Raw genomic sequence first — 15,873 nt, forward strand, 5'->3', positions numbered from 1 at the left:
GGCCAAGCCGTATCGCCCCGCGTCTGTTGCCGCGAGGATACCATGGGGTACCTCGCCGGGGCCCTGGGGATCGGCCCTGGGGCTGGGCTCGTGGCCCGTCGGGGCGAGCGGAAGGCGGCCGGCCTCAGCCTTTCAGTGCCGCATAGTGCTCGCGCACGCGAGCCAGGTCTTCGGGCGTGTCGACCCCGGGACCGGGGCGCGTGTTGGTGACGTGCACCGCGATGCGCTCGCCATGCCACAACACCCGCAGTTGCTCGAGCGATTCGATGTTCTCCAGCGGGCTTTGCTCCAGCGTCGGAAAGCGCCGCAAGAAACCCGCGTGGTAGCCGTAGATGCCGATGTGGCGCAGCGGTGCCGGTGTGCTCAATGCGGTCACGCCGTCACGGTAGCCGTCGCGCCACCAGGGCAGGGGGGCGCGAGAGAAATACAAGGCACGGCGGTTGTTGTCGCAGACGACTTTGACGACGTTGGTGCTGGTGAACTCGGCGATGTCCTCGATCGGGTGGGCCGCGGTGCTCATCACGCACCCGATCGACCCGAGCAGCACATCGGCGCACGCATCGATCAAGGCGGGCTCGATCAGCGGTTCGTCCCCCTGCACGTTGACCACCACGTCGGCGCCGTCCAGGCCCAGTTGCTCGCAGGCTTCGGCCAGCCGGTCGCTGCCGGTGGCGTGGTCGGTGCGGGTCATCACCACTTCGATGCCTTGCGCTTCGCAGGCCTCGGCGATGCGTCGATCGTCCGCGGCCACCACCACCCGTTCCGCGCGGCTCTTGCGGGCTTGTTCGGCCACGCGTACCACCATGGGCAAGCCGCCGAGATCGGCGAGCGGTTTGTTGGGCAGGCGGGTGGAGGCGAGACGTGCGGGGACCAGGACCGTGAACGTCATGCAGCCCCCCCGTCGAGAACGACAGGGGCGGGCGCCGCGGCCGGCGCTGCGAGGTCGCGCGCGTCCGACTCGAGCATGACCGGAATGCCGTCGCGCACCGGGTAGGCGAGCTGGTCGGCCCGGCAGATGAGTTCGTGCGCGTGCCGGTCGTGTTCGAGCGGGCCCTTGCACAGCGGGCAGACGAGAAGTTCTAGTAGGCGGGTGTCCATCAGGTCCTCAATCGTGGAGGCGGCGCGACAAGACAGAGTCGAGCGCCGCGTAGAAGCCCGGGTCGGGCATGAAGTCTAGCGCGACCACCCAGATGCGCGGGTCACCGGCACTGCGTAGCTTGACAGCGTCCTTCTCCGTCACCAGCACGACGTCGCCATCCCAGCCGTCCCACGGCAGGCCTTGCTGGTAGTCGTGATGATCGGGCAGGGGACGGCGTTCGAGGCGCAGCCCGGCCGCTTCGAGCATCCGGAAAAAGCGCTCCGGATGGGCCACGCCGGCCACCGCCAGCACGGGCCGGCCGGCGAACGCCTCCAAAGGCCGCGGTGTGCCGCCACCGCTGCCCCATGCCGCCAGCGGCAGTGCGCCACGCAGCGCGCGCTGTGCCAGCCATCCGGGCCGCGGCGTGGAGGGCGCCGACGCGTTGTAGAGCACCAGGTCGGCGCGGCGTCGCGCGCTGTCGCGCAACGGTCCGGCCGGCAGCCACCAGCCGTTGCCGGCACCGCGCTCGTCGAACACCAGCACTTCGATGTCGCGGCACAAACGCAGGTGCTGCAGGCCGTCGTCGCAGACGATCACGTCGACCTCGGGGTGGGCTGCGAGCACGGTACGTCCGGCCGCGACGCGGTCGGCGCCGACGGCCACTGGGACGCCGGTGCGCAAGGCCATCAGCAAAGGTTCGTCGCCGACCTCGCGCGCGTCAGACGCAGGGGTCACCAGGGCCAGGTGGTCGGATTGCCGCCCATAGCCGCGCGACACGATGGCGGGCCGGCGCCCGCGTGCGAGCAAGTGCGCGACGATCGCCATCGTGGTCGGTGTCTTGCCGGCGCCCCCGGCGATCACGTTGCCGACCACGATCACCGGCACCGGCAGGCGCTCGCGGCGCAGCAGCCCGAGGCGAAACAGCCAGGCGCGTGACAGCGCCAGCGTCGCGTAGAGGCCGCTGAGCGGCAGCAACGCCCACGCGAGCGGACCGCGCCGCAGCCAGGCCGCCTCGACACGGGCTTGCCAGCTCGGCGCCGCGGTCTTCGACAAGGGCCGCAGGCGCTTCAGCGCGCGCCGCCGCCCGTGGACGACTGGGTGGCGAAGGTCAGCTGGCTGAGGCCGGCCCGGCGGGCGGCGTCCATCACGTTGATGACGCTCTGGTGTGCCGCGGTGGCATCGGCCGAGACGATCACGACATGTTCCTTGCCGTCGCCGGCGGCCTGTCGCAGCGCCGCGGCCAGGCCGTCGACACTGCGGCCGTCGATCGCCTGCTTGTTGACGGCATAGCGGCCGTCGCCCGACACCGCGACGATGATCTCGCGCGGATAGTCGCGTGAGGCGTCGGCGTCGGCCACCGGCAGGTTCACCTTCAGCTCGGTGAACTTGGAGTAGGTGGTCGACAGCATCAAAAAGATCAGGATCACCAGCAGCACGTCGATAAACGGGATCAGGTTGATCTCCGGTTCCTCGCTACGCCGGTGATGGAAGTTCATCGCCATCTAGGGCTCCCTCGGGCTCAGCGCTGCGACGTGAAGCGCAGCAGATGGGGCACCATACGTTCGGCCGCCTGCTCCAGGTCGAGCACGTACTCGTCGACGCGGCCCCGGAAGTAGCGATAGAACATCAGCGACGGGATCGCGATCATCAGTGCGAAGGCCGTGTTGTAGAGCGCCACCGAAATGCCGTGCGCCAACTGCTGCGGGTCGGAGCCGGAGGCGCCGCCTTGCGACGCGAAGATTTCGATCATCCCGATCACGGTGCCGAGCAGGCCCAGCAAGGGCGCTGCCGCGGCGATCGTGCCCAGCGTGTTCAGGTAGCGCTCCATCTGGTGCACGGCGGCCCGACCCGCGGTTTCGAATGCATTGCGCAGATTGGCTTCGCTGATGCGCGGCTCCGTGATGACGGCCCGCAGCCCGGTGGCCAGCACGCGCCCGAGCACCGAGTTGGCCGCCAGCTTGCTGACGACGTCGGGCGCCGGCAGGTTGGAGCGGGTCACGGCAATGACTTCATCGAGCAGCTTGGGCGGGGCGACGCGGACCGTCCTGAGGCTGGAAAAACGTTCGATGATCAGCGCCAGCGCAACGATGGAACACAGAATCAACGGCCAAATGGGCCAGCCGGCGGCTTGTATGATCGAAAACAATCACGTCCCCTCGTGAGGTGAAAAACAGGTGGGGGCGATTATGGCGCGAAGCGTCGCGCGCTCCGCGACCAACATGCGACGTGCGCCGCACGTGTTGCCTCCCATCCCTGTTACAAATTACAAGACATCCACTTTTCTTGTGGATAACTTTGTGGGCAAATGGTCTTCACCGGCCCGCAACGCCCGGTTTTCCAAGGGCTGGAATAAATTGCTGCATCAATGAGCAGAAGAAAATTCAATAAAATCAAGCACTTACATGGATGTGACAGGTCTGTGACGCCTATTTCGGCCCGCCAGCCCAGTGCTGGCGCGGTTGTGGAGTTCTGAGGCCGCGCCACGCCTGGTTTTCCGATGAACGATCTTTTCGCCGACCCCCCTGCGCCGCCCCCGGGTCCGTCCCGGGGCCCTGTCGCTTCTACCGGGCTGCGGGTGGCACGCCAAGTGTGGAGTGTTGCTGCGCTGCTCAACGCTGTGGCCGACACCCTTCAGGCCCGCTTCGCCAACGTGACGGTGCAGGGCGAGCTGTCCGGCTTCAGCCGGGCACCCAGTGGCCATTGCTATTTTTCGCTGAAGGACGACCGTGCCCTCGAGCCCGCGCTGGTGCGCTGCGCGATGTTCCGGCGTGCGGCCGCCATGGTCGACTTCCAGCCTCGCGACGGCATGCTGGTCGAGGTGCGCGGGCGTTTGGCGCTCTACAACGCGCGCGGTGACCTGCAACTGGTGGCGGAATCGATGCGGCCGGCCGGGCAGGGCGCGCTCTACGAACAGTTTTTGCGGCTGAAGGCGAAGCTGGAGGCCGAAGGCCTGTTCGAGCCTGAGCGCAAACGGCCGCTGGTGCGGCATCCGCGCGCCGTGGGGGTCGTCACCTCGCTGAAGGCGGCCGCGCTGCACGATGTGCTGACCGCCTTGCAGCGGCGCGCACCCCAGGTGCGCGTCGTCGTGTACCCCGCCAGCGTGCAGGGGGCGGAGGCGCCGGCCGAACTGCAACGGGCCATCCATTTGGCCGGCGAACGCCGCGAGGTGGACACCTTGATCGTGTGCCGCGGCGGCGGATCGCTGGAAGACCTGTGGGCCTTCAACGACGAGGCGGTGGTGCGCGCCATCGCCCACAGCCCGGTGCCGGTGGTCTGCGGTGTGGGCCACGAGACCGACGTCACGATCGCTGACTTCGCGGCCGACCTGCGGGCCCCCACGCCGACGGCGGCCGCCGAGCTGGCGGCGCCGGTGCGCGACGAGTGCCTGGCCGTGCTGCAAGGCCTGTACAACTGTTTGCAGCGCTGTGTCGACCGCAAGCTCGAACGCGAAGGCCAGCGGCTCGACCAGACCACGATGCGCCTTGCGCGGCCGGCCCAGGTGCTGGCGCAACGGCACCGCGAACTCGACCGGCTGCAGCAGCGCTGGGCCGCCGCACCTCGCCAGCGGCTGCAGCTGGCACGCCAGCGTGAGCTGCATCTGGGTGAGCGGCTGCTGCGGTCGACCCAGCGGCTGTCGTCGGCACGCCAGCGCGAGCAGCACCTGGCCGAGCGGCTGCAGCGGTCCACGCACGTACGGCTCGACGCCCAGGCCGCCCGGCTCGAGGCCTTGGCCGCCCGACTCGAAAGCGCCAATCCGCGCCAGGTGCTGCAGCGCGGTTATGCCCTGCTGACCGACGCCGAAGGCGCGCCGATCACGAGCACGGGCGCCGTGCACCCGGGTGACACCGTGCGCGCCGTGCTGCACGACGGCGCGCTGGTCACCGAGGTCCAGCGCAGCGAACCGTCGGCATGACCGGGGTCAAGCCGGCGCGGGAAGGGGCCGCTGCCGGCGGCGCCGCACCGTTAAGGCGCCACCGGGGCGCTTGAGCAGGGTCATGAGGCTGTGCCTACAATCGCAGCTTCCCACAGTCCACATACCGCTCTCAAAGGAACAAAGAGATGGAACACACCTTGCCCCCGTTGCCGTACCCCCACGACGCCTTGCAACCCCACCTCAGCAAGGAGACGCTCGAGTTCCACCACGACAAGCACCACAACGCCTATGTCGTGAACCTGAACAACCTGATCAAGGGCACCGAGTTCGAGAACCTGGGTCTGGAAGAGATCATCAAGAAGTCCAGCGGCGGTATCTTCAACAACGCGGCCCAGGTGTGGAACCACACCTTCTTCTGGAACTGCATGAAGCCCAACGGCGGCGGCGAGCCCAAGGGTGCGCTGGCCGAGGCCATCAACAAGAAGTGGGGCAGCTATGCCGCCTTCAAGGAAGCGTTCTCGAAGAGCGCGGTCGGCAACTTCGGCTCCGGCTGGACCTGGCTGGTCAAGAAGGCCGACGGCTCGGTCGACATCGTCAACACCAGCAATGCCCAGACGCCGCTGACCACGGCTGACAAGGCGCTGATGACGATCGACGTGTGGGAGCATGCCTACTACATCGACTTCCGCAATGCGCGTCCCAAGTTCGTCGAGACCTTCATGAACTCGCTGGTGAACTGGGACTTCGCCGCCACCAACTTCGCCTGAGCGAGCCTCTCGCCGATACGGGCCGGCCGCGCGCCGGCCCTTGCGCTTTCTGGCCTTGCGGCGGGCGCCGGGCCTTTACCGCGATGATAGAGACACGATGAGAATCCTGCTGGTCGAAGACGACCCCACCTTGAGTTTCGGGGTCGCACGCGCCCTGCAACGGGAAGGCTGGCAGGTCGATGTGCTGGCCGACGGCATGGCGGCCAGCGCCGAAGGGCTGATCGCGCAGTACGACCTGGCGGTGCTCGACCTGGGCCTGCCGCGGCGCGACGGCATGGAAGTGCTGCGGCACTGGCGTGGGCGCGGCGCGCGTCTGCCGGTGCTGATCCTGACCGCCCGTGACGAGCTGGGCGACCGCGTCGAAGGCCTCGACAGCGGTGCCGACGACTACCTCGTCAAACCCTTCGACGTGCCCGAGCTGGTGGCGCGCTTGCGCGCCTTGCAGCGGCGCGCCGCCGGCCGCGCCGAAGACCGGCTGGTGCTGGGCGACCTGGAGCTGGACGTGCGCCACCGCGAGCTGCGCTATCGCGGTGAGCGGGTGCATCTGAGCCCGCGCGAGCAGGCCTTGACCGAGCTGCTGATGGCGCGTGCCGGGCGGGTGGTGCCGAAGGACCACATCGTCTCGACGCTGTCGAGCTGGGAGACCGACTTCAGCGAGAACTCGGTCGAGGTCTATATCCACCGGCTGCGCAAGCGGTTCGCCGAGCTGGGTGTGACCATCAAGACGGTGCGCGGTTTCGGCTACCTGATGGAGCTGACGCCGCCTGCGGCCGACCCTGCCCCGGCAGCGCCGCAGGACTGACCACGACGGGCGTACACGCGTGAACCGCAGCCTGCGCTGGCAGCTGCTCGGCCCACTGGTCTGGGTCTGGCTGCTCGGCGCCTTGCTGGCAGCCTACGGGGCCTTCAACCTCGCCAGCTATGCCGGTGGCACCGCCTACGACCGCACCTTGCAGGACGAGGCCGGCGCGATCGCGACACAAATCCACTGGACCGACCGCGGCCCCTTGCTCGAGTTGAGCACGCAGACCCAGGAAATGCTGGCCTGGGACAGCGCCGATCGCAATGCCTTCATGGTGACCGACGCCGAAGGCCGGGTGTTGGCCGGTGTCGCGGGGCTGCCGGTCCCGGAGGACGTCAGCGGCAGCTTCGACCGCCCGCAGGTGTTCGACGCCGACTACCAGGGTGAGCCGGTGCGCGGCGCCATGTATTCGATCCGCTCGCCGATGCTCGACACCTATGTCACGGTGGTGGTGGTCGAGACACGGCGCAAGCGAGCCGACCTGGTCCGTGAGGTGCAGGTGGCGATCCTGATGCCGACGCTGGCGCTGGGCCTGCTCACCTTTTTGCTGCTGGCGCTCGGCATCCGGCGCGGTGTCGCGCCGCTGCGCCGCATCGCCGGCGAGGTGGAGCGGCGCGCGCCGCAGGACTTGCGGCCTTTGCCGCTCGACGATGTGCCGGCCGAAGCCGTGCCCTTGATCGAACGCCTCAATGCGCTGCTCGCCAACGTGTCGCGCTCGTTCGAACTGCAGCGTCGTTTCGTGGCCGACGCCGCCCACCAGCTGCGCACCCCGGTGGCCGGCATCCGCGTGCTGTCGCAGGAGTTGCAGCACGAGCTGGCGGCCATCCAGGCCGATGCCAGCACCCAGGCGATGCTGCAGGCGCTGGTGGCGTCGACCGAGCGGATGAGCCGATTGATCGGCCAGTTGCTGAACCTGGCCCGTTCGGATGCGGCCCTGCGCAACCTCGCCGCCGGTGAACTGCAGCACATCGACGTGCTGCCGGTGATCCGCGAGGCGGCCGAGCCGCTGCTGCTGCGCGCCTCGCGCGAAGGCAAGCAGGTGTCGCTCGAGGCTCCCGACGGCCCGGGTTGGGCGCGCGCGCACCCGGTGTGGCTGGCCGAGGTGGTGTCCAACCTGCTCGACAACGCCTTGCGCTACGGCGGCCCCAACATCGAGTTGCGGGTGACGCCCCGCGAGGGCTGGCTCGACATCGAGGTGCGCGACGACGGGCCCGGCATCATGCTCACGCAGCGTGAACTGGTGTTCGAGCCGTTCTGGCGCGGCGAGCGCGCCGACACGCGCGGCCCCGAGGGGACCGGGCTGGGCCTGGCCATCGTCAAGGAGATCGTGCTGGGCATGCGCGGACGCCTGAGGCTGGCCAGCCGTCCGGAGCTGGCTGGCACCTGTTTCACGGTCAGCCTGCCGGTCTGACCGCGGTGCCGCCTCGCGTCAGGGCTGCGGCCCGAACGGTGCGCCCTTCACCTGGAACCCCGGCTTGACGCCGCGCTTGGCGAACCACCCCTGATTGACCTCGAGCGCATACCGCACCGGTTGCTTGGAGCAATGCGAGTCGAGCGACTGCGGTTGCATGTCGGCGATGTTGACCACCGCGCCCTTGTCGTCGAGGAAGGCGATCGACAACGGGATCAGTGTGTTTTTCATCCAGAAACACTGCGTGGCCGGCTGCTCGAAGACAAACAGCATGCCTTCGTTCGGCGCCAGCGACTTGCGGTGCATCAGGCCGGTCGCGCGCTGCTCGGGCGTGCGTGCCACCTGCGCCTGCACCACCTGAAAACCGACCGTCAAAGGGGTGGTGGGCAGCTGCTGCGCCGCTTCGCCCTGGGCCTGCGCCAGACCGCTGCCGAGCAGGGCCAGCGCTGCCAGACTGCCCCAGCGTGAAATATGTGGCAGGCGGGGGGCGTGCGAGAGGGGGAGCGTCTTGATGTAGGTCATGTCGATCTGAAGGGTCGGCACCTAGAGTGGCGTGGCCTGAAGGCGGGTGGTGCCTGCTGCTCGGGCAGGAGCGCCGCACATGCCATCACCCCACGCTGATCCGTCATTGTCACCCAAGCCCGCTGCCGACGCCGCCGTCGCGCCCGGCGATGCCGCCGTGTGGGACGACCCCGCGGAGGTGGCGCGCTACACCCGCTGGGTCGAGGACACCGACGGCCGCCGCCTGGGCGACTCGGCGTTCGTGATCGATGGCATGTACTGCGCCGCCTGCTCGGTCACGATCGAGCAGGCGCTGACGGCGGTGCCCGGTGTGTTGCAGGCCGAGGTCAACCCCGGCAGCCGACGCGCCCGGGTGCGCTGGGACCCGGCGCAGGTGGCAGCGTCGGCATTGGCCGCCGCGGTGGCGGGGGCCGGCTACCGCGCCTACCCCGCACTGTCGCTCGAGGCCGAGCAGGCCCGTCACCGCGAACGCCGCAGCGCCTTGTGGCGGCTGTTCGTGGCCGGCTTTTGCATGATGCAGGTGATGATGTACGCGGTGCCGACCTACTACGCGGCACCCGGCGACATGAGCCCCGACATCCTGCGGCTGCTGCAGTGGGCCAGCTGGCTGCTCAGCGTGCCGGTGCTGCTGTTCGCGGCCGGCCCCTTTTTGCGGGGCGCCTGGCGCGACTTGTGCGCAGGCCGCATCGGCATGGACGTGCCGGTGGCGCTGGGCATCGTCGTGACATTTGTCGCAAGCACGGGGGCCACCTTCGACCCGGGCGGTGTGTTCGGCGCCGAGGTGTATTTCGACTCGCTGACGATGTTCGTGTTTTTCCTGCTGTGCGGCCGCTACCTGGAATTGCAGGCGCGGGGCAGGGCGGCGGGTGCGCTGGAGCGGTTGCTGCAGCGGCTGCCCGAGAGTGTCGAGCGGCTCGCCGACGACGGCAGTGCCGAGATGGTGCCGGTGTCGCGCCTGGCCGTCGGTGACCGGCTGCGCGTGCGCCCGGGGCAGGCCATCCCGGCCGACGGCCGGCTGTGCGAGGGCGAGGCCCAGGTCGACGAAGCGCTGTTGACCGGCGAGTCGCACCCGCTGCTGCGCCGGGTCGGCGAGCGGCTGGTGGCGGGCAGCTTCAACCTGTCGTCGCCGGTGGTGATGGTGGTGGAGCGGCTCGGTGCCGACACCCGCTATGGGCAGATCGTCTCGATGATGGAGCGTGCCGCGAGCGAGCGCCCCGCATTGGCGCGACAGGTCGACCGCTACGCGGGTGTGTTCCTGTGGGCGGTGCTGCTGGCCGCCGCGGCCGCGGCGCTGGCGTGGTGGTTCATCGACCCGCAGCGCAGTCTGTGGGTCGCCGTGGCGGTGCTGATCGTCACCTGCCCGTGTGCGTTGTCGCTGGCCACGCCGTCGGCGCTGCTGAGCGCGGCGGGCGCACTGGCCCGCCGCGGCATGCTGGTGCAGAAGCTGCAGGCGCTGGAGGCGCTGGCGCAGGCACGGTTGTTCGTGTTCGACAAGACCGGTACCTTGACCGAAGACAGGCTTGCGGTGGCCCGGGTGGAACTGCAGCCGGGCTGGCGGCGCGACGACGCGCTGCGCCATGCCAAGGCGCTGGCCGATGTATCGCTGCACCCCGTCGCGCGGGCGGTCGCGCTCGAAGCACAGGACGCCCCGCGGGTCTCGCTTGCGCTGCTGCGCGAGCTGCCCGGCCAGGGGCTGCAGGGTGAAGACATGCAGGGCCGCTGTTGGCGCCTCGGCTCGGCTGCCCACGCCTGCCCGGGCGCCGAGCTGGCGGAGTCGGAGGGCCCGCAGGCCTGGCTGTCGGTCGACTTCGCGCCGGTGGCGCGCTTCTGCCTCGAAGAATCGCTGCGGCCTGACGCCCGCGCCGCGCTGGCGCAGCTGCGCGCCGACGGTGTCGAACTGATGCTGTTGTCCGGTGACCGTCCGCAGGCGGCGGCCCGCGTCGCCGCCATGCTGGGCATCGAGGCCTGCCAGGCGGGCGCCACCCCGGAAGACAAGCTGCGCGCCGTCACCGCGGCACAGGCCCGCGGGCTGCGCGTCGCGATGGTGGGCGACGGGCTCAACGATGCGCCGGTGCTGGCGCGTGCGGATGTCTCGATCGCGATGGGCCAGGGTGCGCCGCTGGCCCGTGCGCAAGCCGACCTGACCCTGCTGAGCGGCCGGCTGACCGACCTGGTGGCCGCACGCCGGCTGGCCTTGCGCACGCTCGCCGTGATCCGCCAGAACCTGGCCTGGGCGGCGGCCTACAACGCCGTGTGCGTGCCGCTCGCGCTGGTCGGCTGGATGCCGGCGTGGCTGGCCGGGCTGGGCATGGCCTGCAGCTCGCTGTTCGTCGTGCTCAACGCCTCACGCCTGAGCCGTGCACCCGCTGCGCGGCCGCAGGCGGCCGGCCTGTCGGCCCTTCCGGTCGGCCTCAAACCCGAATGAGATGAGCCATGGACATCCTGTTTTTGTTGGTGCCGCTGTCGGTGGTGCTGGTGCTGGCGCTGCTCGCCTTGTTCGCCTGGGCCCTGTTCGGCGGGCAGTTCGACAACGTGGAGCGTGAAGGAGAGCGCATTTTGTGGGACGACGCTCGCGCCGATCCGACCTCGCTTGATGCCGATCAAGCTCGCGCCCGGCCGGCTCCCGAACAATCGCTACGGTCTATCTAAGAGAGTGCTTTCATGAGTGCCACAACGTCTGCAACGGCCCGTTCGGTCGTGAACTACAACGACAAAGTCGTGCGCCAGTTCACGATCGCGTCGGTGGTTTGGGGGGTGGTGGGCATGCTCGTCGGCGTGATCATCGCCGCCCAGCTCGCCTGGCCCGAACTCAATTTCGGCATCCCCTGGCTGAGCTACGGCCGCTTGCGTCCGCTGCACACCAATGCCGTGATCTTCGCCTTCGGTGGTTGTGCCCTGTTCGCCACCAGCTTCCACGTCGTGCAGCGCACCTGCCAGGTGTCGCTGATCTCGGACAAGCTGGCCGCCTTCACCTTCTGGGGCTGGCAGGCGGTGATCGTCGCCGCGGCGGTGTCGCTGCCGCTGGGCTACACCAGCGGCAAGGAATACGCCGAACTCGAGTGGCCGATCGACATCCTGATCACGCTGGTGTGGGTGTCTTACGCGATCGTGTTCTTCGGCACCATCGGCAAGCGCCGGGTCAGCCACATCTATGTGGCCAACTGGTTCTTCGGCGGCTTCATCCTGGCGGTGGCGCTGCTGCATCTGGTCAACAGTGCGGCGATCCCGGTCAGCTTCTGGAAGAGCTACTCGGCCTATGCCGGCGTGCAGGACGCGATGGTGCAGTGGTGGTACGGCCACAACGCGGTGGGCTTCTTCCTGACCGCGGGCTTCCTCGGGATGATGTACTACTACATCCCGAAGCAGGCCGAGCGCCCGGTGTATTCGTACCGGCTGTCGATCGTGCACTTCTGGGCGCTGATCTTCACCTACATGTGGGCGGGCCCGCACCACCTGCACTACACCGCGCTGCCCGACTGGGCGCAATCGGTGGGCATGCTGTTCTCGCTGATCCTGCTGGCGCCGAGCTGGGGCGGCATGATCAACGGCATCATGACCTTGTCGGGTGCCTGGCACAAGCTGCGCGATGACCCGATCCTGAAGTTCCTGATCGTCTCGCTGTCGTTCTACGGCATGTCGACCTTCGAGGGTCCGATGATGTCGATCAAGACGGTCAACGCACTGTCGCACTACACCGACTGGACCGTGGGCCACGTGCACGCCGGCGCGCTGGGCTGGGTGGGCTTCATCACGATGGGCTCGCTGTACTACCTGATCCCGCGCATGTTCGGCCAGAAGCGCATGTACAGCGTCAAGGCGATCGAGCTGCACTTCTGGGTCGCGACGCTGGGCGTGGTGTTCTACATCGCCGCGATGTGGATCGCCGGCGTGATGCAGGGGCTGATGTGGCGTGCGGTGAATGCCGACGGCACGCTGGCCTACAGCTTCGTCGAAAGCGTCAAGGCCACCTATCCGTTCTATGTGGTGCGCCTGTTCGGCGGCCTGCTCTACCTGGGCGGCATGCTGATCATGGCCTGGAACACCGTGATGACGGTGCGCGGCCAGCGCACCGAGCAGCCGGCCGAGCTGGCGGTGGCGCCGAGCGCTGCCTGAGCCGCCGCGACTGCGACGCAGTAAAGGAATCAACATGGCTAGCCAACACACACCTTCGGGCGGCTTCTCGCACGAGAAGATCGAGACCAACAACTTCCTGATGATCCTGCTGATCATCCTGGTGGTGTCGGTCGGCGGTCTGGTCGAGATCGTGCCGCTGTTCTTCCAGAAGTCGACCACCGAGGCGGTCACCGGGCTCAAGCCCTACACGCCGCTGCAACTGGCCGGGCGCGACGTCTATATCCGCGAGGGTTGCTACAACTGCCACTCGCAGATGATCCGGCCTTTCCGTGCCGAGACGCTGCGCTATGGCCACTACTCGGTGGCCGGCGAATTCGTCTACGACCACCCGTTCCAGTGGGGCTCCAAGCGCACCGGGCCCGACCTGCACCGCGTCGGCGGGCGCTACAGCGACGAGTGGCACCGCATCCACCTGATCAACCCGCGCGACCTGGTGCCCGAGTCGAACATGCCCGCCTACCCGTGGCTGGCGACCAACCTGGTCGATCCGCAAGGCGTGGCGCCCAAGCTGAAGGCGCTGCGGACCGTGGGGGTGCCGTACACCGATGCCGAGATCGCCGGCGCCGAGGCGGCCGTCAAGGGCAAGACCGAGCTGGACGCCGTGATCGCCTATCTGCAGGTGCTCGGCACCGCGCTGAAGTGAGTTGAGGAGATCGAGATGAGTTTCGACGTCAACGACCTGCGTTCCATCGTCACGCTGATCTCGCTGGCCGTGTTCGCCGGCATCTGCGTGTGGGCCTATGCGCGCCGCAACCAACCCGTTTTCGACGAAGCCGCCCGGCTGCCGTTCGACGGCGAGTGAGTGAGCGGTGCTCCGGAGTAATCGTTCATGAGCGACTTTTTCAACAACGGATGGTCGGTCTACATCGCGGTGGTGACCATTGCCGGCGTGCTCGCCTGTCTGGCGCTGCTGATCATCGCCAGCCGCCGCAAGGTGATGGCCGACGACAACACCACCGGCCACGTCTGGGATGAAGACCTGCGCGAGCTGAACAACCCGCTGCCGCGCTGGTGGATGGTGCTGTTCGTGCTGACCGTGGTGTTCTCGCTGGGCTATCTGGCCCTCTACCCGGGCCTCGGCAGCTACCAGGGCACGCTGGGCTGGAGCCAGGAGAGCCAGTACCAGGCTGAAGTGGCGCGTGCCAAGGAGGCATTGGCGCCCCTGTATGCGCAGTTCGACGGCAAGTCGGTCGACCATCTGGCGGCCAACCCGCAGGCGAGGGGCATCGGCGAGCGGCTGTTCGTCAACAACTGCGCGCAGTGCCACGGCTCGGACGCGCGCGGCAGCAAGGGCTTCCCCAACCTGACCGACGCCGACTGGCTGTACGGCGGCTCGCACGAGCAGATCATCGAGACGATCGCCAAGGGCCGGCACGGCAACATGCCGCCGATGGGCGCGGCGGTCGGCACGGGTGAAGAGGTGCGCCAGCTCGCCCACTACGTGCTGAGCCTGTCGGGCAGCCCGCACAACGCGATTGCGGCGCAGATCGGCAAGTCGAAGTTCATGGCGTGTGCCGCGTGCCACGGCATGGACGGTCGGGGCAACACCGCCCTGGGCGCGCCCAACCTGACCGACCGCGTCTGGCTGCATGGCTGGGGTGAACAGGCAATCGTCAACATCATCAACAACGGCAAGTCCAACCAGATGCCGGCCCACGGCGAGAAGCTGACCGAGCCGCAGATCCGCGTGCTGGCCGCTTATGTGTGGGGCCTGTCGAACAAGCCGGCGGCGGCCAGCACCACCACGCTGTCCGCCACCTCCACCGCCGCCGTCGTGAAGTGACGCGGCCCGCCGCGCGAGAAGCACCGTGAACGCAGCCAAGCGCAAGGTCATCCCCATCCGCCCCGTGCCAGCGGCTGCTGCCGCCGACGCGGGCGGGGAGGTGGTGTCGCTGTACGAGAAGCAGAAGAAGATCTACCCGCGATCGGTGTCGGGGTGGTTCATGCGCTGGCGCTGGGCGCTGGTGTGGTTCACACAGCTGCTGTTCTACGGGCTGCCGTGGCTGGAATGGAACGGTCGGCAGGCGGTGCTGTTCGACCTCGAGTCGCGCCGCTTCTACATCTTCAACCTGGTCCTGTATCCGCAGGACTTCATTTACTTGACGGCGCTGCTGGTGATCTCGGCGCTGGGCCTGTTTTTCTTCACCGCCGTCGCCGGCCGTTTGTGGTGCGGTTATGCCTGCCCGCAGACGGTCTACACCGAGATCTTCCTGTGGGTGGAGCGGCGCTTCGAAGGCGACCGGGTGGCCCGCATGCGGCTGGACCAGGCCGCTTGGAGCTTCGACAAGCTGTGGCGCAAGGCCGGCAAGCAGTTCACCTGGATCGCGATCGCGCTGTGGACCGGCTTCAGCTTCGTGGGCTATTTCACGCCCATCCAGCAGCTGGCGGCGGAAGCCCGCACGCTCGGTTTCGGGCCCTGGGAGTGGTTCTGGGTGCTGTTCTACGGCTTCGCCACGTATGGCAACGCCGGCTACATGCGCGAGCAGGTCTGCAAGTACATGTGCCCGTATGCGCGCTTCCAGAGCGCGATGTTCGACCGTGACACGCTGATCATCAGCTACGACACGCAGCGTGGCGAGGCCCGCGGCTCGCGCAGCCGCAAGGCCGACCCGCGCCAGCTGGGGCTGGGCGATTGCATCGACTGCACCTTGTGCGTGCAGGTGTGCCCGACCGGCATCGACATCCGCAATGGCCTGCAGCACGACTGCATCGGCTGCGCCGCCTGCATCGACGTGTGCGACGGCGTGATGGACAAGATGGGGTATGAGCGCGGCCTGATCCGTTACTCGACGCAGAACGGGATCGACCAGCGTTTGAGCCGTGCCGCGATGTGGAAGCGGGTGTTGCGCCCGCGGGTGCTGGTGTATGGCGCCATTCTGACGGCGGTGAGCATTGCCTTTGTCGCCAGCGTGGTGTGGCGCTCGCCGTTCAAGGTCGACGTGATCCGCGACCGGGGCAGCCTGGCGCGCATCGTCGACGACGGCCGCATCGAGAACGTCTATCGCCTGCAGATCATGAACGGCACCGAGGCGACACAGCGTTACCGCATCGCGGTGACGGGGCTGCCCGGCTTGAGCGTGGCGTCCGAGCCGACCGTCGAGATCGGCCCGGCGGAGGCGCGCTGGGCCGCGGTGCGCGTGCAGTTGCCGGCCGAGGCCGGTGTCGAACTGCAGGGCCGTTCCAGTCCCATCGAATTCGTGATCGAGCGCACGGGCGACACCGGCATGCCGGCCAGCACCGTGACCGAGAAGTCGACATTTTTGGTGCCGCGCTGACGCACGGCAT

General features: G+C 68.3%; 16 protein-coding genes and 1 pseudogene. 11 read left to right on the forward strand and 6 right to left on the reverse strand.

Going from position 1 to position 15,873, the window contains the following annotated elements; translation table 11 throughout:
- Nucleotides 1–124: 124 nt before the first annotated feature.
- Genes kdsB through AAW51_RS09760 form a run of 5 tightly spaced genes read right to left on the reverse strand, consistent with a single transcriptional unit; the run spans nt 125 to nt 3,224 of the window.
- Nucleotides 125–889, reverse strand: a complete 765-nt coding sequence (gene kdsB / locus AAW51_RS09740) for a 3-deoxy-manno-octulosonate cytidylyltransferase (RefSeq protein WP_047194456.1) — start codon at nt 887–889, stop codon at nt 125–127.
- Complete coding sequence (locus AAW51_RS09745) at nt 886–1,098, reverse strand: Trm112 family protein (protein ID WP_047194457.1); 213 nt, start codon at nt 1,096–1,098, stop codon at nt 886–888. Before AAW51_RS09745 ends, kdsB begins: the two co-directional genes overlap by 4 nt.
- Nucleotides 1,099–1,105: 7 nt before the next feature.
- Nucleotides 1,106–2,131 (reverse strand): tetraacyldisaccharide 4'-kinase, encoded by a 1,026-nt coding sequence (gene lpxK / locus AAW51_RS09750; RefSeq protein ID WP_157359743.1) that lies wholly within the window; start codon nt 2,129–2,131, stop codon nt 1,106–1,108.
- A gap of 14 nt (nt 2,132–2,145) precedes the next feature.
- Complete coding sequence (locus AAW51_RS09755; RefSeq protein WP_047197615.1) at nt 2,146–2,574, reverse strand: ExbD/TolR family protein; 429 nt, start codon at nt 2,572–2,574, stop codon at nt 2,146–2,148.
- Nucleotides 2,575–2,597: 23 nt separating this feature from the next.
- On the reverse strand, nt 2,598–3,224 hold the full coding sequence (locus AAW51_RS09760; RefSeq protein WP_047194459.1) for a MotA/TolQ/ExbB proton channel family protein: 627 nt from the start codon (nt 3,222–3,224) through the stop codon (nt 2,598–2,600).
- Nucleotides 3,225–3,575: 351 nt separating this feature from the next.
- On the opposite strand from AAW51_RS09760, the gene xseA reads away from it, so the two are divergent.
- The 4 genes from xseA to AAW51_RS09780 all read left to right on the forward strand — a co-directional run bounded on the left by xseA (nt 3,576) and on the right by AAW51_RS09780 (nt 7,932).
- The gene (gene xseA / locus AAW51_RS09765) at nt 3,576–4,991 is read left to right on the forward strand and encodes an exodeoxyribonuclease VII large subunit (RefSeq protein WP_083438197.1); all 1,416 of its coding nucleotides are present in this window, start codon (nt 3,576–3,578) and stop codon (nt 4,989–4,991) included.
- A 146-nt stretch (nt 4,992–5,137) separates the two neighbouring features.
- Entirely contained in the window at nt 5,138–5,719 is a 582-nt protein-coding gene (locus tag AAW51_RS09770) for a superoxide dismutase (RefSeq protein WP_047194460.1), read from the forward strand.
- Nucleotides 5,720–5,816: 97 nt separating this feature from the next.
- Entirely contained in the window at nt 5,817–6,521 is a 705-nt protein-coding gene (locus AAW51_RS09775) for a response regulator (RefSeq protein WP_047194461.1), read from the forward strand.
- 19 nt (nt 6,522–6,540) lie between these two features.
- Nucleotides 6,541–7,932 (forward strand): sensor histidine kinase, encoded by a 1,392-nt coding sequence (locus AAW51_RS09780; RefSeq protein WP_047194462.1) that lies wholly within the window; start codon nt 6,541–6,543, stop codon nt 7,930–7,932.
- A gap of 18 nt (nt 7,933–7,950) precedes the next feature.
- On the opposite strand, the gene AAW51_RS09785 is transcribed toward AAW51_RS09780, so the two are convergent.
- Entirely contained in the window at nt 7,951–8,454 is a 504-nt protein-coding gene (locus tag AAW51_RS09785) for a DUF192 domain-containing protein (protein WP_047194463.1), read from the reverse strand.
- Between the two features lie 79 nt (nt 8,455–8,533).
- Between AAW51_RS09785 and AAW51_RS09790 the strand changes: the two genes are divergently transcribed.
- From AAW51_RS09790 to ccoG, 7 genes and pseudogenes are all read left to right on the forward strand, one after another.
- Nucleotides 8,534–10,879 (forward strand): heavy metal translocating P-type ATPase, encoded by a 2,346-nt coding sequence (locus tag AAW51_RS09790; RefSeq protein ID WP_047194464.1) that lies wholly within the window; start codon nt 8,534–8,536, stop codon nt 10,877–10,879.
- A gap of 8 nt (nt 10,880–10,887) precedes the next feature.
- Nucleotides 10,888–11,022: pseudogene (gene ccoS, locus AAW51_RS31335) on the forward strand (cbb3-type cytochrome oxidase assembly protein CcoS); the annotation flags it as partial.
- A 93-nt stretch (nt 11,023–11,115) separates the two neighbouring features.
- Nucleotides 11,116–12,567, forward strand: a complete 1,452-nt coding sequence (gene ccoN / locus AAW51_RS09800; protein WP_047194466.1) for a cytochrome-c oxidase, cbb3-type subunit I — start codon at nt 11,116–11,118, stop codon at nt 12,565–12,567.
- Between the two features lie 34 nt (nt 12,568–12,601).
- A complete protein-coding gene (gene ccoO, locus AAW51_RS09805) occupies nt 12,602–13,231 on the forward strand; it encodes a cytochrome-c oxidase, cbb3-type subunit II (RefSeq protein WP_047194467.1) in 630 nt (209 codons plus the stop codon).
- Nucleotides 13,232–13,246: 15 nt separating this feature from the next.
- Nucleotides 13,247–13,390 carry a cbb3-type cytochrome oxidase subunit 3 gene (locus tag AAW51_RS09810; RefSeq protein WP_047194468.1) on the forward strand — a complete coding sequence of 48 codons (144 nt, stop codon included), beginning with the start codon at nt 13,247–13,249 and terminating at the stop codon, nt 13,388–13,390.
- A gap of 27 nt (nt 13,391–13,417) precedes the next feature.
- Nucleotides 13,418–14,371, forward strand: a complete 954-nt coding sequence (gene ccoP, locus AAW51_RS09815; RefSeq protein WP_047194469.1) for a cytochrome-c oxidase, cbb3-type subunit III — start codon at nt 13,418–13,420, stop codon at nt 14,369–14,371.
- A gap of 25 nt (nt 14,372–14,396) precedes the next feature.
- Nucleotides 14,397–15,863: a cytochrome c oxidase accessory protein CcoG gene (gene ccoG / locus AAW51_RS09820; RefSeq protein WP_047194470.1), complete on the forward strand. Its 1,467-nt coding sequence runs from the start codon at nt 14,397–14,399 to the stop codon at nt 15,861–15,863.
- Nucleotides 15,864–15,873: the final 10 nt, after the last annotated feature.

The organism is Caldimonas brevitalea, from assembly GCF_001017435.1.
GTDB classification, from domain to species: Bacteria; Pseudomonadota; Gammaproteobacteria; order Burkholderiales; family Burkholderiaceae_C; genus Caldimonas; species Caldimonas brevitalea.